We start from the raw sequence: 22,083 nt of genomic DNA on the forward strand, positions 1-22,083 counted from the left end.
TCATCGTTGAGAGGAGTTTGACCATGATTCTAGTGACCGCATTGAATGGCAAGCCATTCTATTTAAATCCAACATTGATTTATCGGATCGAAGAAATGCCGGATACATTGATCACACTGACAGACGGCAAAACCTTAGTGGTGACGGAAGCTGCGCAAGAAGTTGCGCAGCGGGTGATCGAGTATCATACGGTGATCCATTCGAACCAAGTGAAAACGTAAGGGTGGGAAAGATGGCAAAAGAAGAAAAAGTACCAAAAGCAGAAAAAGGGAAAAAAGGCTTGAACATGGTTGTTTTACTGCCGATCCTCTTGATCGTGGTAGTCGGCGGCAGTATCGGCGGAACCTTAGTGACGAATCACTTTTTGACGGGGGAAAAAACAGCAGCTGCTGAAACAGCAAAAGACAGCAGCAAAATCTCCTCAGACGAAGCGATCGTGGCATTGGATGAATTTTTAGTCAATCTGGCAAAAGAAGACAACCAAGAGCAGCAATACATGAAGGTCAATTTATCGATTTTAGTGGCGGATGAGGAAAAAAGCGCGGAAGCCACGAAAAATGTGGCTGTCATTCGTGACAGCGTCGTAAACTTATTGCGCCAACAAAAGGCCAGCGGTATTTTGAGCTCCGCCGAAAGTGTACCGAATTTAAAAAAAGCATTGAAAGAAACAATTAATCAGGAATACGGATCAGAAATCGCCAAGGATGTTTATGTGACGGATTTAGTGATCCAATAGAAAGAGGCATGTTGATGGAAACATTTTTATCGCTGGTCAAAATGATTGGGTTTTTGCTGCTTATTCTTTATTTGATCAACATTAGTTTGAAATATTTGAATCGTTACACGAACCAGCACAATCACCAGTTGCGTATTTTGCAAAAAATCGCCGTCAGCAAGTCGTCTTCGATCGGGATCGTCCAAATCATGGACAAATGTTACGTCATGAGCTTTTCTGAACAGCAAAATCAGATCATCAAAGAGTTGACGCAAGAAGAAACGGCCGCTTTTTTACAGCAAAGCCTAGAAAGCACCCAAGTGCAAGCTGGCAAAGATTTTTCTGAATGGCTAAACAAAGCCAAGGCGGAAATTGCTGGAAAACGAGGCAAGCAAAAATGAAGATCAAAGGCAGAGATATCAAGATCATGGCTGCGGTCCTTTTCAGCAGTCTGATGCTTCCGCAGACGGCATTTGCGCTAGACACGGAAGACGTCAGTTCCACCATCAACAATTTATTGTCGAATGGGAATGGCTCAAGTGATACGATCAATACTTTCTTGTTGCTGACGCTGCTTTCCCTTTTACCAGTCTTGCTGATCATGATGACTTCTTTTACTCGTATCATCATGGTTTTGTCCTTTGTGCGCAGTTCGTTAGGTACACAGCAAAACCCGCCCAATCAAGTGTTGATCGGGTTGGCCTTATTCTTGACATTTTTTATTATGAAACCTGTGTATACCGACGTCTATCAGCAAGCGATTGAACCGTTTGATCGACAAGAGATCAGCCAAGCCGAAGCCTTTGACCGCTCAGAAAAACGGATCAAGGCCTTTATGATGGTACAGACACGGGAAAAAGACATTGCCTTGTTTGCGGAAGCTGATGGGGAGACCGAAAAGTATCATTCTTCTGACGATGTTCCTCTGACCGTTATGGTACCGGCGTTTATTATCAGTGAGTTACGAACGGCTTTCAGTATCGGCTTTTTGATTTTTATCCCCTTTTTGATCATTGATCTGGTCGTCTCTAGTATCTTGATGTCGATGGGGATGATGATGCTGTCGCCGATCATGATCTCACTGCCCTTCAAGATCTTACTTTTTGTTTTAGTGGATGGCTGGTATCTGATCGTGGAGTCGCTGATCAAGAGCTTTCAATAGCCGCTAAGAAAGGAGCCAAGAGGAAATGACAGTAGAAATGGTACTTGATGTGCTAAGGGAAGCCTTTCTTCGAATTCTAGCGATATCTGGCCCCGCCTTATTGGTCGGCATGCTCGTTGGATTGGTGATCAGTATTTTTCAAGCCACTACCCAAATCCAAGAACAAACGTTGAGCTTTGTGCCGAAACTATTAGCGATTTTTTTGACTTTGATCTTAGCGGGAAATTTTATGCTGAATCTCTTGTTGAATTTTACCGAAATGATCTTCAAAATGATTGCGGCAATGTAAGGAGGAAACCTGATGGCGACGATTCAAGCGACGGTGTTGATTTTTTGTCGAATATTGGCGTTTGTCGTCCTTTGTCCGATCTTCTCACAGCAAAATTTTCCGTCACTGGCAAAAATCGTGATTGGCATGGCGTTGACGGTCCTATGTCTGCCGACGGCACCTGCGATTCCCGAGCTTTCCCTCTTTATGCTGACGGTTTTCGTCATCAAAGAAGTACTGTTTGGGATGGCGATGGGCTATTTGAGCCAGCTGGTCTTTACCGGTGTGGAAATTGCGGGCCAATTGATCGACTTTCAAGTAGGCTTTTCGATGGCGCAAGCCTATGATCCGACGTTGCAAATCGCCTCTTCCCAGTATGGCAAAACGTACTATTGGCTGACGATCGCTGTGTTTTTTGGTCTTGATCTGCATCATCGACTGATCACAGCACTGCTGTTGTCTTTTCGGATCGTGCCCTTAGGCTCTGTGGTGATCCAAGGCACGACGGTTGAAGGCATCGTCAAACTTTTCAGCCAAATGATGGTGATGGCAGTCAATCTTGCGGCACCAATGATCATTGCGCTGCTGTTGGTGGACCTCGTGCTAGGTGTGATCTCTCGTTCGATCCCCCAGATCAATATTTTGATGATGAGTCTCTCGATGAAAACTGCCATCAGTTTTGTGGTGTTTCTCTTGCTATTACCCAATGTCCTTTCGTACTTAGGCAAACACTTGCCAGATACGGTCCGCTACTTGCAGGAGTTTATCGAGTCCTTTCAATAAAGTAACAGGCAGCCAGCAGGAGGTGAGAAGATGGCAGAAAAAGATGGCAAAACCGAGCTACCCAGTGCCAAGCGGCTGCGGGATGCCCGCAAACGCGGGGAGGTACCTAAGACCCAGGAATTAGCAGCTGCTGTTTCGCTGCTGGTCTTCTCATTTTTGATCCTGTCTTTATGGCAGTTTTTCGCCGCTTCTTTTTTGCCTTATTTTTCCCAAAGTTTGGCGCAGCTGGCTGATTATCAAACCAGTTTGGCGGATCTGCCAAAACTGGGGGTGCAGAGTATCTTGCTGCTGCTTTTGTTGTGTGCGCCCGTCTTTCTGGTTGCGCTCGGAGTCGGGCTTATCACGAATTATGCCCAAGTCGGTCTGTTGTTTTCCGGCAAGGCCATCAAACCAGATTTTAAAAAGCTGAACCCCATCAGCGGGATCAAGCAGCAATTCAGTTTGCGCTCGTTGATGAATTTAGGCAAAACATTGGCGAAATTCGGCGTGATCGTCTACTTGTGCTATCAACAATTTTTAGCCGCCGTCCCTGTTTTACTGGGTTTGAGTGAAGTGGGGTTGGAAAAAACGATCCTGTTCATGCTGCTGCGGGCCAAAGAATTGTTTTTACAGATTTCGATTTTCTTGATCATTTTAGCCGTAGTCGACTACGGCTACCAGCGCTATAGCCATCGTAAGAACTTGATGATGAGCAAGCAGGAAGTCAAAGAAGAGTTCAAGCAAATGGAAGGTGATCCGCAAGTCAAAGCACAGCGCAAAGCGAAGTACCGTGCGATGACCCAAAATGCCATCGCCAACGTCAAAGAAGCGACGGTTTTGATCACCAATCCGACCCATTTCGCCATTGCGATTCGTTACGATGCCAGCAGTGAAGGGGTGCCTCGGGTCTTGGCCAAAGGGGCAGATCAGCTGGCGCAGCGGATGAAAGCAGAAGCCCTGAAAGAAAATATCCCACAGATCGAAAACCGTGAAGTGGCACGGGCCCTTTATCGTCAAGTAGAACCCGGGGATCTGATCCCTGTTGAAATGTATGAAGCCATTGCCGAAATCATCGCTTTGGTCTATCAGTTAGAAGAAAGCCAACGCGGCAAGATTTAAGGAAACAGGAGGAACAAAAATGAATGAGGCTGCCTCAAAACCGAAAAAAGGCATTGGTCTGGCGGATATCTTAATCTCGGTGATCATCCTAGCTATTATTGGTTTGATTATTATTCCATTACCGAGTGCATTATTAGATATTTTGATCATTATCAATTTGACGATTGCGATCAACATTTTACTGATCACTCTGTTTACCAAATCAGTGTTGGAATTCACTACGTTTCCAACCTTGCTGCTGATCACAACGATGTTTCGTTTAGGTTTGAACCTATCTTCCACTCGTTTGATCTTGACCCAAGGAAATGGCGGACACGTGATCGATGCCTTTGCCAATGTCGTTGCCGGCAGCAATTATATCGTGGGGATCATTTTGTTCGTGATCATCATGGTGGTTCAGCTAGTCGTCGTGACCAATGGTGCAGGGCGTGTCTCAGAGGTGACTGCTCGATTCACATTGGATGCGATGCCCGGCAAGCAAATGGCGATCGATTCCGACCTAAATGCCGGTTTGATCACGGAAGCGGATGCCCGCAAACGACGAAAAGATCTGCAGCGAGAAGCTGATTTCTTTGGTTCGATGGATGGTGCCAGCAAGTTTGTCAAAGGAGATGCGATCGCAGGGATCTTGATCACTGTCATCAATTTAGTTGGTGGGGCGATCATTTTCTCCATGGGCGGACAAATGACCGTCATGGAAGCCTTCGCCCAATTCGGGAAACTGGCGATCGGGGATGGCTTGGTCAGCTCGATTCCCTCTTTACTGATTTCGATTGCTTCTGGGGTGATCGTGACTCGTTCCGATAACGATAGTTCCTTTGGTTTGGATATTGCGGCAGATGTGATGCGTAATCCCCAACTGTTTCGGATCGTGGGGGCGATTCTCTTCGTTTTAGCCTTAGTTCCCGGGTTTCCTTTTGTGCCTTTTGTGTTGATTGGCTTAGGCCTTTTCGCAGCCAGCTTTCTGGTGACGCAAAAAGAAGAAAAGCAGCGAGTGGAACAAAAACAATGGGAACAAAAATTGGCACTGGAACGCAAAAAAGAAGCACAGGAAGAAGACGATTCCGTGGCTTCCTTCCAAGTGGAACCAATCTCAGTGGAAATCGGTTATGGTCTGATCCCTATCGTGGATAGTTCGATCGACAACAGCTTGATGAACCGCATCGTGGCGATCCGTAAACAGAGTGCTAGAGAATTAGGGATCTTAGTCAGTCCCGTTCGTATTCGCGACAATCTCTATTTGGATGCCAACGATTACGTGATCAAGATCCGCGGCAACGAAGTCGGCCGCGGCGATATTTACCCGAATAAAGTCATGGTGATCAGTCCGAATGAAGAGCCGTTTCCTTTTCAAGGAATCGCAACAAAAGAACCAGCCTTTCATCTGGATGCTATGTGGATCGATGAATCCGATAAGGAGATGGCGGATCTGCAAGGGTTTACGATTATCGAGCCGTTGACCGTGATCGCAACACACTTAAAAGAAATCATCTATGCCCATGCACCAGAGCTGTTAGGTCGCCAAGAAGTCAAGAAATTATTGGAGGGCATCAAAGAGCAGTACAATGTCGTGATCGATGAATTGATCCCCGATATTTTACGGCTCGGCGAGGTCCAAAAAGTTTTACAAAATTTATTGGATGAGCAAATTCCCATCAATGACTTAGCAACGATCTTAGAAACTTTAGCCGATTACGGCGTTGTCACGAAAGACGTAGAAGTTTTGACAGAATATGTCCGCCAAGCATTGAAACGGACGATCGCTGCCAAGTATGCCAATGAGAACCACGAGCTGCAAGTGGCGGTGATCCAGCCGAAACTAGAAGAAATCATCGCTCAAAGTATCCAAAAAACCGCAACTGGCTCGTACCCGGTCTTAAAACCAGATACCGTGACCAAGCTGTTGGATTCCATCAGTGGGATCCAACATGCAGCGATCGCTCAAAATATCAATTTCGTGATTCTGGCATCGCCTAAGATCCGGTTAGCATTCAAAAAAATGATCGTTTTTAATTTCCCAGATATCGCCGTTCTTTCTCTGAATGAGATTCCCAATGAAATTGCGATCGAAACGGTGGGCAGTATTGACATTTAAGCAGAATTTTCTTAGGAAGGGGCATCGCCGATGTATGAAGTCGATCGAGAAGCGGAGATCATCAAGTATCTGCCGCTAGTGGAACGGGTGGTTCAGCGCCTGTCTATCAAAACCGCCGATTATGAATCAGGCGATCTCTACAATATTGGGGTGATTGGGCTGATGGATGCCTTGCGGAAATTCGATCCCTCAAAAAAAGTTCCTTTTGAAAGCTATGCAGCGATTCGCATCAAAGGGGCTATCATTGATGAAGTACGCAAGCACGCCAAAATCTCCCGTTACAAAATGGCGGCAGTCAATCAGTTTTATCAAGCGCGGCAAGAGTTGGAGCAAAGCCTCAAAAGAGAAGCGACCGACACCGAGATCTGCAAACAGTTGGGAATCAACCAAAGTCAACTAGCGGATATTTATGAGAGTCTGCACTACTTAGCCAGCGTCTCTTTGGAAGATACCTTGTTTGCTTACCAAGAAGAAGGCATGACGTTAAAAGATATGGTTCGAGATCCTGCCGAGAATGTCGAAGAGACCTTGGTCGCTGAAGAAAAACGCACCGCTTTGGTTGCGTGCATCAAAAAATTAGGGGAACGGGAACAATTGATTTTAAGTTTGTACTATACCGAAGAACTGACGTTAAAAGAAATCGCTGAAATCTTAGAAGTCTCGATTCCGCGAGTTTCACAAATTCATGGCAAAACGATTGCCAAATTGCGCACATTGATTGAGGAGGAACTGGCATGATTCGAGGACTGGATGTCTTATCACGGAACATTTCATTATTACAAAAGCGACAAGAGACGACGAGCGGCAATATTGCCAATGTCAATACAACAGGGTATCAAGCAAAAACCTTATTCCAGTCGACGCTAGACGAAGTGGCATTGCATAATTACCAAAGCGGGCCCAATGCGGATACCCGCCGTGACATCGGTGGATTGTCTTTAGGGACGCAATTAGCAGGCAGTACGATCAGTCAAGACCAAGGTGCTGTCAAACAGACGGGACAAGCCAGTGATTTTGCACTGCTTTCCGAAGGCTACTTTGTCGTTCAAAACAATGCGGGGCAGCGGTTGTATACGAGAAATGGCGACTTTAGCGTCAATCAGCAGAATCAATACGTGACACAAGAAGGCTATCTTGTCTTAGGTGCCAATGGACAAGCAGTCAGCGCCTTGGGACCAGCGAACTTTCAGATCCAAACATTTCCCCCAGAAGCATTGACTACAGCTGGTCAAAACTATGTGACTAGCAACGCAGCAGGAACCACGGTGAATGCACCCGTGATCCAGCAAGGTGCCTTAGAACAAGCCAATGTAGCGGTTGCCGATGAAATGGTGGCGATGATCCAGACTTCTCGCGAATTTGAAGCCAATCAGAAAGCCTTGAGTTCAACGAATCAGACATTGCAAAAAGCGGTCAACGAATTAGGAAAGATTTGAGGATGAGTCAATGAATATCAGTGGATTATTAGGAATCAGCCGTTCTGGGTTGAATCATTTGCAGACAAACTTAGACACGACAGCCAACAACATCGCCAACGTCAATACCAATGGCTACCAAGCACAAACGACCCATTTTCAAGCATTGATGGAAAATGCCATCGGTGCAGAAGAAACGCTATTTAATGGCAACGCCGCCCAATATGGTGCGTCAATGGGGGCAAAAGCGACTACGACTACCAGTTTTGCCCAAGGCAATCTGGCGGGCACTGCTCAGCCATTAGATCTCGCGATCCAAGGCAACGGCTTTTTCGGGGTCCGGGACCAAACTGGTCAATTGCTGCTGAGTCGAGCAGGCAATTTTCATTTAACTGAGAACAAGCAATTAGTCAATAGTGAAGGGTACCCTGTGGCAATGACCACAAACGTACCAACCCCTCAGTGGCCAGATGCGCAGCAAATCGCAATAGATGCCAGCGGTCAGCTGACGACGGAAGAAAATGGTCAGACTCGCGTGTTGGGGCAGCTGACCCTTTATCAGCCGACGAATACAGAAAACATCACGCCAGTGGGCAACCAACTGTACCGTGCTGGTGATCAAGCGTTGCTTACTTCGCAAACCAATCCAGCAGCCTTTGGCAGCGTCTTGCAAGGTCAGTTAGAACAGTCGACGGTGGATCTAGCGACGTCCATGACAGACTTGTTAACGACCCAGCGTGCGTATGGATTGAATACGAAAGCCATGCAGACAGCCGATGAGATGTGGTCCGTGATCAATCGTTTTACAGATTAGAGGAGAAAGAACATGATTCGCTTAACCAAGGTCAGTAAAAAATTCAGCAATGGCACGTTGGCATTGGCCGATATTTCTGTTGCGATCCCTCAAGGAGAATTTATCTATGTGGTGGGTCCCAGCGGTGCGGGCAAATCGACCTTATTCAAATTGCTCTTGAAAGAAGAAGAGCTTTCGGCTGGTTCTATCCAAGTCGGCAATGTCTTGTTGGAACAACTCAAAGACCGTCATCTCTATATGGTTCGACGACAAGTCGGTATCGTCGGACAAGAAGACCTTTTGCTTCCTTATCTGACGGTTGCCAAAAACGTCGATTATGCGCTGCAAGTACTAGGCACTCCCCGCAAGCTGCGTCAGGAAAAAACCGCCAAAGCGCTGCAACTGGTAGGCATGTTTCCTCAAAAGGATCACTATCCTGAAGAGCTTTCCGTGGGACAGCGCAAAAAAGTAGCGATCGCGCGGGCGATCGTCACAGAGCCAGCAGTCTTGATCGCCGATGAGCCCACCGCCAATCTGGATGCCAAATCAGCCGTTGAAGTCATGAAACTACTCTTGCGGATCAATCAAGTCGGTGCCACGATCCTCTTGGCGACCCACGACAGTACGATGGTCAATACGGTCCGTAATCGAGTAGTCGAGCTGCAAAACGGTCGTTTGGTTCGTGATGAATATCAAGGCGGCTATACGCGCTTTGCTGATCCAAAAGATACATATGTCTGGTGAAGATGCTTAACTTTTCTAGCAAAAGATCCGATTAAAGAACTAGAAGATTGTTTTCATAATCGGATAAAGAAGGAGTGACTCAACGATTATCAAGTGAAGAGCGAATCTTGATAAACAGCACGACTGATCATTTTGCATAGGAAAGGATACTGTTATGAAGAAGAAGGTACAAGCTATCATCAAAAAAATCCGCTTGGCGGCGTTGATTCCGCTAGGATTTACCCTGATCGTATTATTAGGATGCTATTTCTTCGTGATCCGCACCCACGGAGACGGACAAGCAGCAAAAAGTTTCTTTATTTTTTCAGTAATCGTACTGCTGCTAGAAATCGCAGTGTTAGTAGGAATGACCTATTTGGTAAAAAAAGAGACCCACTCGGGCATGGATACGTTATTGACAGAACTAGAAGCAGTCGGTTCTGGCGATCTGTCGCATATCGATGAGATCGGCAGCAGCGACCAGACTTCTCTTTTTGGGCAAGTTCAAAATCGTTTTCAAGGGGTTTTAAACACCTTCAAAGCGGTGATCGTTGGTATGCACGAAGAAAGCAGCCGAATGGAAAAAATGGTAGGCGGCCTAACGACAACCTCAAAAAATGCCAAAAATTCAATTGAAAATGTGCGTCAGACGATGAATGCCATCGCAGATGCCACTAGTTCACAAGCCTCCGAAGCGGAACAAACCTCCTTTGATATGGACGAGCTAGCCTTAAGTATCGAAGAGATCCACAAAGAGATCGAATTGATGAATGGCTATGTCGGTCAATCCCAAAGCAGCAATGTCCACAATTCGGAAATGATGTTCCATGTATTTGAAAGCTGGGAGATCGAACGGCAAAACCAAGCAGAATTAGTAGAAAGCATGAACGACATGAACGAAGATGTCCAAAGCATCGGTAAGATCGTTCAGCTGATCAATGACATTTCTGATCAGACCAACTTACTGGCATTGAATGCATCCATCGAAGCAGCTCGAGCTGGAGAAGCGGGCCGAGGGTTTGCCATCGTTGCGGAAGAAGTCCGCAGCTTGGCGGAACAAAGCAGTCAATCAACGAAAAGCATTCGTTCGATCATTGAAACGATCCGCAAAAAATCGGAAAAAGTGGTCTCTGCAGTGACGGATTCCTTTGAAAGCGGCGAAAAACAAACCAACAATATCAACAAAGCGATCGAATCAGCCAATGAGATCTCTGATATTGTTGAAAAATTGGTTTCAAGTATTCAAGCCGTGGAAGCCCATATTACCGGGATCGTTGAGAAAAAAGACATGGTTCAAGTTTCCGTCAGCAACATTTCGGCTGCTGTTTCGGAAACCTCTGCCGGCACCCAAGAAGTAACGGCAAACTTAGAAGACTTCTACTTAGTCATCGAAGACTTTGAACGGAATGTGCAAGAGATCGAAACGATCGCCACTATCCTTAAATTCCAAGTGGATAGTTTCAAATTCTAAAAAGGAGCAGTGACGCCAATGGAACAATACGTTGTATTTAAAAGTCATCAACAACTCTTTGCCTTGCGTATCGACTATGTGGTACGGGTCATTGAGGCTGCTTCTTTTACCCAGCTGCCGGAAGTGGCGGATTTCGTGCTGGGGATCCAGCCTTTTGAAGAGGCAATGGTGCCGATCATTGACATCCGCAAAAAGCTGTTTGATGAATTTACACCGGAAACTGGGCAAAATGTGGTCTTGTTGTGTCACTGGCAAGAGCAGGCGATCGGCCTTTACGTGGAAGAGATCGTCGGCATTTTACCGCTTGTTGAAAGTCCTAGCAATGCGGAACTAAATACATCAGGACTCAAGCAAAACTATATCGAAGCCTTTCTGAAAAAAGACGATGAACTTGTGCTGGCATTGGAGCTGCCGTTTCTCTTCAGCTATGAACAAGCCGCTGAGATGACGGCGGAGTTAGACGCCTATCAGACAGAGGAATTGGCAGCCGCCAATGACCATGACAATGATGACCGTGAATGAGGAATTGCATGTGGGGATCTCGGAGTATAAGATCGCCCAAGCGCCGACGCGTTTGATCACGGTGGGTTTAGGTTCTTGCATCGGCACGATCATTTACGATGAAGCCAGTCATATCGGCGGCTTGAGTCATATTATGCTGCCAGATAGTCAGCCTTTTTTGCACAAGCGGGAAATCAAGCCCGAGAAGTTTGCGGACTTGGCATTGCCAGCGATGGTGGCTGAGCTGGAACAAAAGATCCGTCGGCCTCGCTTTCAAGCGAAAATCGTTGGCGGCGCCAATATGTTTCAGTTCCAGACGCTTAACGCTGCCAGCAATATTGGTCAGCGCAATATTGAAGCCGTCGAGGAAGTCTTGGCTCGGCTAAACATTCCGATCGTAGCCAAACATGTTGGCGGCAGCGCTGGTCGAACGATGATCGTGGATCTTCAGGATTTCAAGACCATGGTTCGGCAAGTCAAACAAGAAATCGTTTATTTGTAAAAGGAGTACAGGGACATGAAAAAAGTAATGATCGTCGATGATTCGGCATTCATGCGGAAAGTAGTGACAGATTTATTGAATCAGCTGCCTGATATCGAGGTGACCGTCGCTGCCCGCAATGGCAAACAAGCATTGGACTATCTGACCAAAGAAGCGATCGATTTGGTAGTAATGGATGTGGAGATGCCAGTGATGAACGGATTAGAGACCTTGCGGAGGATGAAACAGCAATCAGCCATTCCCGTCATCATGCTTAGTTCATTAACCAATCAAGAAACCACGATTGAGGCTTTGGCGCTTGGCGCCCGAGATTTTGTGGAAAAACCCGTCAGTCTATCGATGATCGAAAAAGAATGGATCGCTGAATTTCATCAAAAGATTTTGGCGATGGATCATGAAGTCGGTACGGTTCACCCGCCAGTACCAACGATTGCCCAGCCCACTAAGCTGACACAAAACAGCTTGCCGGTATCACTTGATGCGCTAGTCATTGGTGCTTCAACAGGCGGACCCCGTGCTTTGCTGGGAATTATTCGCCGTCTGCCTGCACGTTTACGTTGCCCGATTTTGATCGTTCAGCATATGCCAGCGGGCTTCACGGCTTCCTTTGCAAAACGCTTAGACACAGAGACAACCGTCCGAGTACAAGAAGCAGTCAACGGCATGCGGATCGAAAATCAAGTGTATCTTTGTCCAGGGGATTACCACATGACGGTCCAACAAGGGCACCTGCAGCTGGACCAGCGAGAAAAACGGCATGGGACGCGGCCAACCGTCGATTATCTTTTTTCCTCAGCAGCTGACTACTATGGCCCGCAACTAGCGGCAGTGGTTTTGACGGGGATGGGAAAAGACGGCACCGCTGGCTTACGACAGATCCAAGCGGCTGGGGGCTATACGATCGTTCAAGACAAAGAAACGTGTACAGTCTTTGGGATGCCGCGGTATGCCATTGAACAAGGAGTCGTGGATGAAGTCCTGCCATTGCAGGGCATTGAAGCAAAAATTGCACAGATGGTCAGGTGAAGAAGATGGAAGAAGAATTTGCCTTATTTAATGCGTGGGTGGATCGCCGATTAGGGATTCCCTTAGCCGCATACAAAGAAAATCAAATGCAGCGCCGCATCCTTACGATCATGGAAAACAGCGGGGCAAAAACGTTGAGGGAATACCAGCAATTGATCGAAGGCGATGACGGGGTGCGGGCGGCTTTTTTAGCCCATATCACCATTAACGTAACGGAATTTTATCGCAACAAAGAACTGTTTGACGCCTTTGAACGCGTCTTGAAAACCATTGTTCTCCCGAAAACCACGCTGCCCAAAATTTGGAGTGCCGCATGTTCGATTGGGGCAGAACCCTATACGATCGCGATGCTGCTAGAAAAAAACCAAATTGCCACAGCCAATGTTTTGGCTACCGATATCGATACGCAAATTTTGGCAAAAGCCAAGCAAGGACTCTATCGAGACCACGAATTGCGGAATGTCTCAGCGGCAGAACGTACCCGTTTTTTTGATGCAAAAGAAAAGAACCAATTTCAGATCAAAGCGGAAATCAAACGGCGGGTTCATTTTAAGCAACACGATCTTTTGAAAGACCCGTACAATGGGCCTTTTGATGTGATCGTTTGCCGCAATGTGACGATTTATTTCAAAAGTGATGCTCGGGATGCCGTCTATCAAAAATTCAGCGATGCATTGGTCCCAGGGGGCATTTTGTTTACGGGAGCGACAGAAACGATCAATTTTGCGGAGCAATTCGGTCTCAAGAAAATCGATTCGTTTATCTATCAAAAAGTATAATTTTGTAAAGGAGGGACCCATTTGGATGACAATAGTGTCTATCGTACCCTTTTCTTTGAAGAAACAGACGATCATTTAGCGCAGTTGAATGATCATGTCTTGCAATTGGAAAACGATCCAAAAGATAGCGCCTTGCTGAATGATATTTTCCGTTCTGCCCATACCCTTAAAGGGATGGCGGCAACGATGGGCTATGACGTCATGACGCAGTTGACCCATAAAATGGAAAATATTTTTGAGCTATTTAAAACTGGGACCTTGCAAGTGACCCAGCAATCGATCTCATTGATTTTCAAATGTTTGGATCGCCTGTCAGAACTTGTGGAGGACTTGCGGGAAGAACGCGACCTGCAGCCAGCTCAAATTGCCGATTTATTGGCCGAGCTTGACCAAACGGAACATTCTGGCGGTATATCAACCGAGACAGAAGCAAGCCAAAACCCCACCGCAGTGGGCGCGTTAACCCCACAGCTTCAACAGATCGATCCTTCTGATCTGTATGTGATCGAGCAAGCGGCTGGAGATGGCTATCAAGCGGTCCAAATTGCTGTTCGCTTAGATGCCCAATCCATGTTAAAAGGTGCTCGTGCCTTCTTGATCATGGAAAAGCTTGGCCAAGCAGGGGATGTTCTCTATACAGAACCAGATGCCCAAACACTCGAAGAAGGCACCTTTGAATCAGATTTTTCACTGCTGTATTTGACGCAGCAAACACTGGCTGATGTCGAGCAAAACATCGCCAGCAATAGTGAGATCGAAGCCTTCGTGGTGGCACCGTTTGATCCTTCAGCTGCTGTGTTGGAGGAGGCAGAAGAGCTGCTTCAACCAGTGCCGACGCCAGAGTCAGAGACTTCTGCTCTTCAGCAAGCGACAACAGAAACGAAAGAAAAATCGCCGGCGCCCGCGCATCATGCGTCCGCCCAAAATCAATCGATCCGAGTCGACTTGAATCGCTTAGATTCATTCTTGGATCTCGTGTCCGAATTGGTGGTCTATCGCAATCAATTGGAAGATGTCAGTGAGCGGGAAAACATCGAAGCAGTCAAAGACCCCTTAGAGCAAGTTTCGCGATTGACTTCTGAGCTGCAAGATTTGGTCTTGCGGATCCGCATGCAGCAAGTCAATGTCGTCTTTAGTCGCTTTCCGCGAATGGTTCGGGACTTATCCAATGAACTGCAAAAGGAAATGGAACTTGTCATTTTTGGGGAAGAAACGGAATTGGATAAAACAGTGGTTTCTGAGTTGAGTGAACCTCTGGTCCATCTATTGCGTAATTCTGTCGATCACGGCATCGAAGCACCCGATGTTCGGGAAAAACTGGGCAAACCGCGCAAGGGCACGATTCGCTTGGCGGCCTACCAAGAAGGCAATCGCGTGATCATTACTTTAGAGGATGATGGCAAAGGCCTTGATCCGCAAGTAATCAAAGTAAGTGCTGAAAAGAAAGGCTTAGCAACGGAAGGTCTTTCCGATGAAGCGTTGCAGCAGCTGATTTTCCATCCTGGTTTTTCAACGGCACAAGAAGTGACTAACATTTCTGGGCGCGGTGTCGGGATGGATGCCGTGCAATCCAAGATCACCCAACTAGGGGGTACGATCGAAATGAAGAGCCAGCCAAATAAAGGCACGCAGTTTGTGATCAAATTGCCATTGACTCTGTCGATCATTCAAGCGTTGATGGTTCGCGTCGGAGCAGAAACCTTTGCGATCCCACTAAATCTCGTCGAACGCGTGGTGATGGTCAAAGAAGAAGAGATCATCCAGACGGTCTCAGATGAGGTCTATCGTTTTCAAGAGGAGTTGATTCCCTTGGTTCGGACCGATCAACTCTTAGCGATCGAAGGCGATCCATCTGAGAAAAAATTCGCCATCATTGTCAACAATGACCAGCAGTTTCACGGCATTTTGGCAGATGAGCTGATCGGCCAGCAAGAAATCGTCATTAAGAAAATTGATCCGCTGCTGCAAAAGCTGAATCGCTATCAAGGGGCAACGATTATGGGCAACGGCTCGATCGCACTGATCCTAGACATTCATGCCATCTGTCAGGAAAAAAAGGATGACCGCTTATGAGCTATACAGCGCTGCAGATCGATGGCCTAAAAGAACTGATCAATATCGGCGGTGGTCACGCTGCGACTAGTTTATCAAAGCTCGTCCAACAACCGATCGATATGCGGGTACCGGAAGTCGAGATTCTAGCGTATGAGGACCTGTATCAGCAGATCATGGCGGAAGACAAAGAAGTTCATGTGGTGATGAGCCAGATCGAAGGGGCATTTCGAGGGATCTTCTTGTTTGTCTTAACGGATGAATCCGCCGCAAAATTGCGTCAGTTGATGATCCAAGAAAGCGATCCGTCTGAAGAATTGAAGCAATCGGTCATCAACGAATTGACCAACATCCTTACCAATTCTTTTTTGATCGCGATCGGGCAACTGTTGGAAACCCAACTGAGTGCGTCTTTACCAAGCGCCAGCTATGATTTCTTTGGCGCAGCGATCAGCTCCATCTATTTGGCGATGGCCCAGTATGATGAGCAGGTGATGGTGATCCGTAATGAGTTCGTCTACGCCAAAGAAACATTAGAGGCATCGTTATTTTTGATTCCAGAAATCGGTGTACTAGAAAACATATTTGATTCATTAGGAATTTGAAAGGGGCAAATACAATGTCAAAAAAAGTATTGATTGTGGATGATGCGGTATTTATGCGCATGAAATTAAAGGATATTTTAGAAAAAAACGGCTATGAAGTCGTGGGGGAAGCCCAAAATGGCCAAGAGGCTTTTGAAAAATACCAAGCAACGACACCAGACTTAGTGACCATGGATATCACGATGCCAGAAGTGGATGGCTTAGAGGCATTAAAAATGATCCGCACGTTTGATGCGCAGGCCAAAGTCGTAATGTGCAGTGCCATGGGACAACAAGGAATGGTGATGGATGCGATTCGCGCCGGTGCGGTGGACTTTATCGTGAAGCCCTTTGACACGGACCGCGTAATCACTGCCATCGACAAAGCCTTTGCCTAATGCCTAGGAGGATAGCGACATGCAGATGATTCTTTTCAAAATGGCTCAGCAGTACTATTTGATCTCAGCGGACTCGGTGGACGAGGTCATTGATGCCCCTTCCTTTACGAAGGTGCCCTTAGCACCAGAGTGGGTGGAAGGGCTGATCAATCTGCGGGGGTCTGTCGTAACGGTGATTCGTTTGGCAAAATTGATTCCCATCATGGAACCAGCCTACGAAAAAAACATATTGATCATGAAGAAGCAAGAGGAGACCAAAGGAGTCCTTGTAGAAGAAGTAATTGAAGTTCTTGATATCACCGAAGACGATATCCAACTGAGCAATCAAGAGACAGAACATGCCGTTGGGGTCGTGACGATCGGTGAAAAAGTAGCCAGTGTGATTCAAATCGATCACATGATTTTTTAAAAAAATGGGGGATTAGTGTGGATCAGGTATTGACGCAGCAAGAGATTGATTTATTGTTGAATGCGATGAGCAGCGGAGAGATCGATCAAGAAATTATTGAGATAGAAGACAAACAAGCCAAAGTGAAAGCCTACGATTTTCGCCGACCAACAAAGCTGTCGAAAGAATACGTCAATACCCTGCACATGATCTTCGAGGATTTCTCGAAGATGAGCAGCAGCATGCTTTCTACCCAACTGCGGACCAATGTTTCTTTGCAGTTGGCAGCTATCGAACAAGTCAGTTATGACGAATTTATCCATTCGATACCAAAATTTACTTTGTTGGGGCTCTTTCATTCGCAGCCTTTGAGCGGGATTCAAATGATCGAGATGAACCCACAACTGTGTATGATGTTGGTGGAGTTGTTGTGCGGCGGCTTGGATGTCTATCAAAACAAGCCGATCGAAATGGATTTTAGCGAGAAAAAAAGTTTTACTGATATTGAAACAGCAATCTTGGAAGAAGTGGTGGCACAATTTGTACGGGTCTACCAAAATGTTTGGAAGGACATCGTTGCCTTGGATTCGGTTTTGGATGGAATCGATACGAATCCGCAATTGATGCAAAACATGTCGCCCAACGAACCCGTCGTGTTAGTGACCTTTACTATCAAAATTTTTGAAGTGAAACATTTTATCAATCTATGTATCCCTTATGTCTTCTTTGAAGGGATCATTGATAAATTAAGTTTCCGCAATTGGTTTGATAGCAATCAGCCAGTCAACCAAGACGATAGCCGCGAGTTGCAAAAAAGTTTGAATGGCGTCGGATTGAATTTAGAAGTTCTGCTGGGCCATGCTCAAATGAGTCTTTCCGAGTTTCTCCACTTAGAAGAAGGCGATGTCATCAAACTAGACAAAAAAATTACTGAACCATTGGAGACCTTCATCGATGGAAAACCTTACTTCCGAGCAAAACCTGGGAAGCAAGAGGACCGTTTAGCCATTGAATTATTAGACAAGTTAGAAGAGGAGCAAGAACTATGAGTGAACGTTTATCCCAAGCAGAAATCGATGCATTGTTGAATCAAAGTGCCCCAGCCCAGCCGCAAGGATTAGAAGAGCAAGTCAAAGTCGACATTATCGGCGAAGTTGGCAATATCTCCATGTCGCAAGCGGCGACGACGTTGTCTTCCATTCTTGATCGTCGGGTCAGCATCACGACTCCCCGGGTGTCTAAAATCAAATTTGGTGAGATCTTAAACGACCTCGTTGCACCAAAAGTAGCGACGACAGTTGAATTTAAAGAAGGCCTTTTAGGCAGTAATTTGATGCTATTAGAAGTCAAAGATGCCATCGTGATCGCCGATTTAATGATGGGTGGAACTGGTGAAACCAGCAACACTCAATTTACGGAATTAGAGCTAAGTGCTGTGGCAGAAGCTATGAACCAAATGATTGGGACTGCCTCGACTTCGATGGCGACGATGATCAGCCGCAAAGTGGATATCTTGCCGCCGATCGTCAAACTATGGGAGACACCAGAAAACATTGAGTATAGCGGGATCGAGGCAGAGGAAGAGATTTACTGTATCTCATTTTCTTTGCGCGTCGAAGGTTTGATCGAAAGCAAAATCATGCAGATCTTTACCGATCCTGTGGTCAACGATATCGCCAGTGCGATGCTGTCCGATGAAGCGACTGTCGTTACTCGGGAAACACCAACACCGCAGCCAACGGCACCCGTTGCTGCACCTACGCCAGAACCAGCGGCTGCATCAAAGCCCGTGGAAGTCAGCAAACCTGCGTTTCAAACATTGGCCTCCAGCGGAGTGAGCGATGGGGATAATTTGGACTTGATTCTTGATGTGCCATTGGATCTAAGTGTCGTGTTAGGCCGCAGCAAAAAAACCATTAAGGATATTTTATCTTTCAATACGGGGTCCGTCATCGAGCTGGAAAAACTGACGGATGAACCGCTAGAGATTTTGTTGAACGGCAAACTGATCGCCACTGGAGAAGTCGTGGTCATCAATGAAAACTTTGGTGTGCGGATCACCAACATTCTTTCGCAAAAACAACGCATCCACAATTTGCATTAATTTGAAGAAATCGCAAAAAGTTAAACATATGGGTTTAACTTTTTTGTGATTTGACCGATAGTAGAGGGTAGAAGAATGAGAACGGAGGAGAACCTATGAAAATCGAAAGAGGTTACGCAGAATACAGCGACAAGGCCATCAAACGTGAAGCGGTCAAACAAGAAAAGCCATCTGCTGCTCAGACAGAAAAAACCGTCGATGTTCAATTGTCCGAAACAGCTCAAGCCATTCAAAAGAGTGCCAATCAAACAGCCAGTCGCAGTGAGCGAGTGGCAGAATTGAAACGAGCGATCAAAGAAGGCACCTACCAAGTATCTGCCGAAACGATCGCAGATAAAATGCTGCAACAAGATGAAAAGCAGGTCGACTAGATGACAGAACGGGAATTTGAGCGTCAGCTTCAGCAGTTCTTGCGGTTGCTGCAAAAAGAAAAGACCTGCTTGATCAAAAATCAAGCAGAAAAATTACCAGAACTCGTCGAGAAAAAAACCGCCTTCGTACCCGTTTTTTCCACGTATGAAGGAACTCTTTCAGTGGCGATCAAAGAACTCATCCGCCAAATCCAAGTGCAGCAAGCCGAAAATCTCCTGCTGACGGAGCAAGCCATTAGTTTCCAAACTGTTTTGATGGATGCAGTCAAAGAAAATATCAAGACACCGGCAAATACGTATTCGAAATACCAAGAAAAACAAGCTGTCTCAACAGCGATCATCGATCAAAAAATGTAAGGAGTACTTCTATGACAGGACTATTTGGTTCATTAGGCACCGCAACCCGGGGCATGACCGCCAATCAAGCAGCGTTGCAAACCAGCAGCCATAACATTGCAAATACCAATACAGACGGCTACTCAAGACAACGAGTCAACTTGCAAGCCGAAGCGTCTTATCATTTAGCGGGTGTCGGCAGCATCGGTATGGGTGTGAAAGTCGGCAGTGTCGAACGGATCGTCGATGATTTTGTCATTGGACAAGTACGCAATGCCAATTCTACCTATACATATTATGAACAAAAAGCAGACATATTAGGACAGCTGGAAAGTTTAATGAATGAGCCTTCTGACAACGGACTGTCCAAACAGCTGGCAACGATGTTTGATTCTTGGACCGCATTAGCCAACAATCCTGAACTGGATACGTCTAAGACCCTAGTGCTAGAAAACAGCAGTACGTTTGCCGATACCATCAACCAAATGGGCAAACAAATGACGCAGCTGCAAAGCGATACGCTGGATACCATCGAAAAATCCGCGCTGGACTTCAATGAGAAGGTCAAACAGCTGCAATCCTTGAATGAACAGATCTATGGGTTGACGACGAGTGGTGAGACACCCAATGATCTTTTAGATCGTCGAGACAGTCTGTTGAAAGATCTCTCGGGTCTAGCAGGGATCGAAACCAAGACCGATCAGTATGGTCGTGGGTTTGTATCCATGAGCGGACAGACGATTTTAAGTGCGGAGGAACGCAATACCCTTAGTGTGGTGGTGGGACAAAGCGACACGGGCGCCTTGGTTTCCAAAGACGGCAACGCCTTGAATCCTGCCGAAACCATCACAGGGTCTTATCCAGCTGGAACCGTCTTGTTGACGAAAACCACCGACAATGGCGAAACCGCCTATACAGAATTGCCGATCAAAGAAGGCGCGATCGGAGGCCTGCAAGCATCATCTGGGGAGATCGGCAGCCGCTTGACGGAATTGAACAACTTTACGACGACGATCGCGCAAGCCATGAACATGGTCTTTACCGGCGGCGCTTCTCATACTAGCGGTCTATTTGAGATCGGCCAAGATGATACTGGTACAGCGACGACGATTCGGGTCAGCCAAGCACTGTTAGATAACCCAAGTCTGGTGACCGGCGGAACGAGCAATGCAGCAGGAGATGGTTCAAGAGCTGCTGCAATGGCGAAACTCAGCAGTGCCAAATTGGACTTCCCGTTGTCAGAAAAGACGATCGCTTCTTTTGATTCTGAGACATTGACGTTTGCCAATGCAGCATCTGGCATGAGTGTCAGCAGCTATTTTAACAGCATCGTCACCAAAAACGGGATCTCAAAACAGCAAGCCGACAATACAGTCAGTGCCCAATTGTCGCTGCTGAATCAACTAGAATACAAAAATCAATCGGTGTCTGGGGTTTCATTAAATGAAGAAATGTCCGATGTGATTCGTTTCCAACAAGGATTTCAGGCCAATGCCCGCATATTATCGGTCGTTTCTGAAATGTTAGACACATTGATCAATCGAACAGGAGTGTAGACCATGCGTATTTCCAATTCAATCACCTACAATGATTTTTTACGAAATCTAGGAACCAACGCCTCCAAAGTCCAATCCACGTTGAATCAGCTATCGAGCTTAAAAGAAGTCAGCAAGTCCTCGGATAATCCGCTGCTGGTTTCAAAAATCATGGATCTCAATGTGTCGTTAAATCAAAACAAAACTTACAACAATACGATCAAAGACAGTATTTCTTGGACAAAAGCCCAAGATTCTGCTTTAGAAAGCGTCAGTACCTCGATGCTGCGGATTCGCTCGTTGGTTCAATCTTCTGCCAATGCGACAGCTGGCAGTGAGGAATTAGGGGCAAATCGTTCAGAGATCGAGCAAGAGATCGAAGGCATCGTTGAATCATTAAACACCAACTTTGATGGCCGCTATCTATTTAGCGGAACGAATACGACGACGGCGCCTTTTGAGATCGTCAAAGAAAATGACGCCATCGTCGGTATCAAATACAATGGCATGAGCGAAGACTTGCCGCGAGAAATCGCAAATGGGGTCTCGGTGGATCTGTTAGCCAGCGGTGATCGTCTGATGAACGAGACGGGCACCGCTGCGGATCCCCAAAATTTAAGCACCTATTTCAATGATTTGTTGTCTGCATTGCGCAGTGATGATAAAGATGCCTTAGGGGGCGAGCTTTTAACCGCTCATGACCAGCATGCCACTAATGTGGTGAATGTACGGGCGCAGATCGGCACCCTCTACAATCGCTTGGAGGCGGCAGCTGATCGAAATGAGACGGAAAAGCTGAACTTGACCGAAACACTGTCCAACAAACAAGACGTCGATATTGCGGAAAAGTATATGGAATATCAAAATCAAATGACTGCCTACCGTTCAACATTAGCGATGGGAACAAAGATCATGCAGATGTCCATTCTAGATTATTTAAATTAACCCAAAAACTTTTGTTCTTTGCTGAGAGCAAAAGTTTTT

27 protein-coding genes are annotated in these 22,083 nt (G+C 46.3%); all 27 read left to right on the top strand.

Features of this window, described 5'->3' with window-relative positions:
• Window positions 1–23: 23 nt before the first annotated feature.
• The 27 genes from ACI3E5_RS00700 to flgL all read left to right on the top strand — a co-directional run bounded on the left by ACI3E5_RS00700 (window position 24) and on the right by flgL (window position 22,044).
• Entirely contained in the window at window positions 24–221 is a 198-nt protein-coding gene (locus ACI3E5_RS00700; RefSeq protein WP_005226609.1) for a flagellar FlbD family protein, read from the top strand.
• Window positions 222–232: 11 nt separating this feature from the next.
• Window positions 233–736 carry a flagellar basal body-associated FliL family protein gene (locus tag ACI3E5_RS00705; protein WP_431394983.1) on the top strand — a complete coding sequence of 168 codons (504 nt, stop codon included), beginning with the start codon at window positions 233–235 and terminating at the stop codon, window positions 734–736.
• A 14-nt stretch (window positions 737–750) separates the two neighbouring features.
• Window positions 751–1,116 carry a flagellar biosynthetic protein FliO gene (locus tag ACI3E5_RS00710; protein ID WP_008376622.1) on the top strand — a complete coding sequence of 122 codons (366 nt, stop codon included), beginning with the start codon at window positions 751–753 and terminating at the stop codon, window positions 1,114–1,116.
• A complete protein-coding gene (gene fliP / locus ACI3E5_RS00715; protein WP_005232783.1) occupies window positions 1,113–1,877 on the top strand; it encodes a flagellar type III secretion system pore protein FliP in 765 nt (254 codons plus the stop codon). The genes ACI3E5_RS00710 and fliP overlap by 4 nt, the downstream gene beginning before the upstream one ends.
• Before the next feature lie 25 nt (window positions 1,878–1,902).
• Window positions 1,903–2,166: a flagellar biosynthesis protein FliQ gene (gene fliQ, locus ACI3E5_RS00720; RefSeq protein WP_005232782.1), complete on the top strand. Its 264-nt coding sequence runs from the start codon at window positions 1,903–1,905 to the stop codon at window positions 2,164–2,166.
• A gap of 12 nt (window positions 2,167–2,178) precedes the next feature.
• Entirely contained in the window at window positions 2,179–2,928 is a 750-nt protein-coding gene (fliR, locus tag ACI3E5_RS00725; RefSeq protein ID WP_016619533.1) for a flagellar biosynthetic protein FliR, read from the top strand.
• Window positions 2,929–2,958: 30 nt separating this feature from the next.
• Window positions 2,959–4,026, top strand: coding sequence for an EscU/YscU/HrcU family type III secretion system export apparatus switch protein (locus tag ACI3E5_RS00730; RefSeq protein ID WP_005232780.1), 1,068 nt, complete (start codon window positions 2,959–2,961; stop codon window positions 4,024–4,026).
• A 19-nt stretch (window positions 4,027–4,045) separates the two neighbouring features.
• The gene (gene flhA / locus ACI3E5_RS00735) at window positions 4,046–6,121 is read left to right on the top strand and encodes a flagellar biosynthesis protein FlhA (RefSeq protein ID WP_194187811.1); all 2,076 of its coding nucleotides are present in this window, start codon (window positions 4,046–4,048) and stop codon (window positions 6,119–6,121) included.
• A 30-nt stretch (window positions 6,122–6,151) separates the two neighbouring features.
• Window positions 6,152–6,859, top strand: coding sequence for a sigma-70 family RNA polymerase sigma factor (locus tag ACI3E5_RS00740; protein ID WP_005226623.1), 708 nt, complete (start codon window positions 6,152–6,154; stop codon window positions 6,857–6,859).
• On the top strand, window positions 6,856–7,557 hold the full coding sequence (locus ACI3E5_RS00745; RefSeq protein ID WP_431394984.1) for a flagellar hook-basal body protein: 702 nt from the start codon (window positions 6,856–6,858) through the stop codon (window positions 7,555–7,557). Before ACI3E5_RS00740 ends, ACI3E5_RS00745 begins: the two co-directional genes overlap by 4 nt.
• Window positions 7,558–7,567: 10 nt before the next feature.
• A complete protein-coding gene (locus tag ACI3E5_RS00750; RefSeq protein WP_167822244.1) occupies window positions 7,568–8,350 on the top strand; it encodes a flagellar hook-basal body protein in 783 nt (260 codons plus the stop codon).
• A gap of 12 nt (window positions 8,351–8,362) precedes the next feature.
• Window positions 8,363–9,073: a cell division ATP-binding protein FtsE gene (locus ACI3E5_RS00755; protein ID WP_005226626.1), complete on the top strand. Its 711-nt coding sequence runs from the start codon at window positions 8,363–8,365 to the stop codon at window positions 9,071–9,073.
• Window positions 9,074–9,227: 154 nt separating this feature from the next.
• Window positions 9,228–10,523: a methyl-accepting chemotaxis protein gene (locus tag ACI3E5_RS00760; protein ID WP_005226627.1), complete on the top strand. Its 1,296-nt coding sequence runs from the start codon at window positions 9,228–9,230 to the stop codon at window positions 10,521–10,523.
• A gap of 18 nt (window positions 10,524–10,541) precedes the next feature.
• Complete coding sequence (locus ACI3E5_RS00765; RefSeq protein WP_010748543.1) at window positions 10,542–11,045, top strand: chemotaxis protein CheW; 504 nt, start codon at window positions 10,542–10,544, stop codon at window positions 11,043–11,045.
• Window positions 11,017–11,526, top strand: a complete 510-nt coding sequence (locus ACI3E5_RS00770; RefSeq protein WP_005226629.1) for a chemotaxis protein CheD — start codon at window positions 11,017–11,019, stop codon at window positions 11,524–11,526. The genes ACI3E5_RS00765 and ACI3E5_RS00770 overlap by 29 nt, the downstream gene beginning before the upstream one ends.
• 15 nt (window positions 11,527–11,541) lie before the next feature.
• Window positions 11,542–12,552 carry a protein-glutamate methylesterase/protein-glutamine glutaminase gene (locus ACI3E5_RS00775; RefSeq protein ID WP_086338888.1) on the top strand — a complete coding sequence of 337 codons (1,011 nt, stop codon included), beginning with the start codon at window positions 11,542–11,544 and terminating at the stop codon, window positions 12,550–12,552.
• 5 nt (window positions 12,553–12,557) lie between these two features.
• Complete coding sequence (locus tag ACI3E5_RS00780; protein WP_074934306.1) at window positions 12,558–13,331, top strand: CheR family methyltransferase; 774 nt, start codon at window positions 12,558–12,560, stop codon at window positions 13,329–13,331.
• Between the two features lie 21 nt (window positions 13,332–13,352).
• Window positions 13,353–15,404: a chemotaxis protein CheW gene (locus tag ACI3E5_RS00785; RefSeq protein ID WP_347482977.1), complete on the top strand. Its 2,052-nt coding sequence runs from the start codon at window positions 13,353–13,355 to the stop codon at window positions 15,402–15,404.
• The gene (locus ACI3E5_RS00790; RefSeq protein WP_005226634.1) at window positions 15,401–15,988 is read left to right on the top strand and encodes a chemotaxis protein CheC; all 588 of its coding nucleotides are present in this window, start codon (window positions 15,401–15,403) and stop codon (window positions 15,986–15,988) included. Before ACI3E5_RS00785 ends, ACI3E5_RS00790 begins: the two co-directional genes overlap by 4 nt.
• Before the next feature lie 14 nt (window positions 15,989–16,002).
• A complete protein-coding gene (locus ACI3E5_RS00795) occupies window positions 16,003–16,365 on the top strand; it encodes a response regulator (protein WP_003129084.1) in 363 nt (120 codons plus the stop codon).
• 19 nt (window positions 16,366–16,384) lie between these two features.
• Window positions 16,385–16,774: a chemotaxis protein CheW gene (locus ACI3E5_RS00800; protein WP_005226635.1), complete on the top strand. Its 390-nt coding sequence runs from the start codon at window positions 16,385–16,387 to the stop codon at window positions 16,772–16,774.
• A gap of 17 nt (window positions 16,775–16,791) precedes the next feature.
• A complete protein-coding gene (fliM, locus tag ACI3E5_RS00805; protein ID WP_005232756.1) occupies window positions 16,792–17,802 on the top strand; it encodes a flagellar motor switch protein FliM in 1,011 nt (336 codons plus the stop codon).
• Window positions 17,799–18,857, top strand: a complete 1,059-nt coding sequence (gene fliY, locus ACI3E5_RS00810; protein WP_005226637.1) for a flagellar motor switch phosphatase FliY — start codon at window positions 17,799–17,801, stop codon at window positions 18,855–18,857. Before fliM ends, fliY begins: the two co-directional genes overlap by 4 nt.
• A 95-nt stretch (window positions 18,858–18,952) precedes the next feature.
• Window positions 18,953–19,228, top strand: a complete 276-nt coding sequence (gene flgM / locus ACI3E5_RS00815; protein ID WP_005226638.1) for a flagellar biosynthesis anti-sigma factor FlgM — start codon at window positions 18,953–18,955, stop codon at window positions 19,226–19,228.
• Entirely contained in the window at window positions 19,229–19,585 is a 357-nt protein-coding gene (locus tag ACI3E5_RS00820; protein ID WP_016609029.1) for a hypothetical protein, read from the top strand.
• 11 nt (window positions 19,586–19,596) lie between these two features.
• A complete protein-coding gene (gene flgK / locus ACI3E5_RS00825) occupies window positions 19,597–21,120 on the top strand; it encodes a flagellar hook-associated protein FlgK (RefSeq protein WP_156235318.1) in 1,524 nt (507 codons plus the stop codon).
• Between the two features lie 3 nt (window positions 21,121–21,123).
• A complete protein-coding gene (gene flgL / locus ACI3E5_RS00830) occupies window positions 21,124–22,044 on the top strand; it encodes a flagellar hook-associated protein FlgL (protein WP_347482980.1) in 921 nt (306 codons plus the stop codon).
• The last annotated feature ends 39 nt before the right edge of the window (window positions 22,045–22,083 follow it).

Source organism: Candidatus Enterococcus avicola (assembly GCF_047470845.1).
GTDB lineage: Bacteria > Bacillota > Bacilli > Lactobacillales > Enterococcaceae > Enterococcus_D > Enterococcus_D casseliflavus.

Coding starts and splice junctions, on each gene's coding strand:
- fliQ (WP_005232782.1), top strand. CDS start 1,903: ATGACAGTAGAAATGGTACTTGATGTGCTAAGGGAAGCCTTTCTTCGA.
- flgM (WP_005226638.1), top strand. CDS start 18,953: ATGAAAATCGAAAGAGGTTACGCAGAATACAGCGACAAGGCCATCAAA.
- ACI3E5_RS00750 (WP_167822244.1), top strand. CDS start 7,568: ATGAATATCAGTGGATTATTAGGAATCAGCCGTTCTGGGTTGAATCAT.
- flgK (WP_156235318.1), top strand. CDS start 19,597: ATGACAGGACTATTTGGTTCATTAGGCACCGCAACCCGGGGCATGACC.
- ACI3E5_RS00730 (WP_005232780.1), top strand. CDS start 2,959: ATGGCAGAAAAAGATGGCAAAACCGAGCTACCCAGTGCCAAGCGGCTG.
- fliY (WP_005226637.1), top strand. CDS start 17,799: ATGAGTGAACGTTTATCCCAAGCAGAAATCGATGCATTGTTGAATCAA.
- flhA (WP_194187811.1), top strand. CDS start 4,046: ATGAATGAGGCTGCCTCAAAACCGAAAAAAGGCATTGGTCTGGCGGAT.
- flgL (WP_347482980.1), top strand. CDS start 21,124: ATGCGTATTTCCAATTCAATCACCTACAATGATTTTTTACGAAATCTA.
- fliR (WP_016619533.1), top strand. CDS start 2,179: ATGGCGACGATTCAAGCGACGGTGTTGATTTTTTGTCGAATATTGGCG.
- ACI3E5_RS00800 (WP_005226635.1), top strand. CDS start 16,385: ATGCAGATGATTCTTTTCAAAATGGCTCAGCAGTACTATTTGATCTCA.
- fliP (WP_005232783.1), top strand. CDS start 1,113: ATGAAGATCAAAGGCAGAGATATCAAGATCATGGCTGCGGTCCTTTTC.
- ACI3E5_RS00755 (WP_005226626.1), top strand. CDS start 8,363: ATGATTCGCTTAACCAAGGTCAGTAAAAAATTCAGCAATGGCACGTTG.
- ACI3E5_RS00770 (WP_005226629.1), top strand. CDS start 11,017: ATGACCATGACAATGATGACCGTGAATGAGGAATTGCATGTGGGGATC.
- ACI3E5_RS00745 (WP_431394984.1), top strand. CDS start 6,856: ATGATTCGAGGACTGGATGTCTTATCACGGAACATTTCATTATTACAA.
- ACI3E5_RS00795 (WP_003129084.1), top strand. CDS start 16,003: ATGTCAAAAAAAGTATTGATTGTGGATGATGCGGTATTTATGCGCATG.
- ACI3E5_RS00820 (WP_016609029.1), top strand. CDS start 19,229: ATGACAGAACGGGAATTTGAGCGTCAGCTTCAGCAGTTCTTGCGGTTG.
- ACI3E5_RS00765 (WP_010748543.1), top strand. CDS start 10,542: ATGGAACAATACGTTGTATTTAAAAGTCATCAACAACTCTTTGCCTTG.
- ACI3E5_RS00710 (WP_008376622.1), top strand. CDS start 751: ATGGAAACATTTTTATCGCTGGTCAAAATGATTGGGTTTTTGCTGCTT.
- ACI3E5_RS00775 (WP_086338888.1), top strand. CDS start 11,542: ATGAAAAAAGTAATGATCGTCGATGATTCGGCATTCATGCGGAAAGTA.
- ACI3E5_RS00740 (WP_005226623.1), top strand. CDS start 6,152: ATGTATGAAGTCGATCGAGAAGCGGAGATCATCAAGTATCTGCCGCTA.
- ACI3E5_RS00760 (WP_005226627.1), top strand. CDS start 9,228: ATGAAGAAGAAGGTACAAGCTATCATCAAAAAAATCCGCTTGGCGGCG.
- ACI3E5_RS00780 (WP_074934306.1), top strand. CDS start 12,558: ATGGAAGAAGAATTTGCCTTATTTAATGCGTGGGTGGATCGCCGATTA.
- ACI3E5_RS00790 (WP_005226634.1), top strand. CDS start 15,401: ATGAGCTATACAGCGCTGCAGATCGATGGCCTAAAAGAACTGATCAAT.
- ACI3E5_RS00705 (WP_431394983.1), top strand. CDS start 233: ATGGCAAAAGAAGAAAAAGTACCAAAAGCAGAAAAAGGGAAAAAAGGC.
- ACI3E5_RS00700 (WP_005226609.1), top strand. CDS start 24: ATGATTCTAGTGACCGCATTGAATGGCAAGCCATTCTATTTAAATCCA.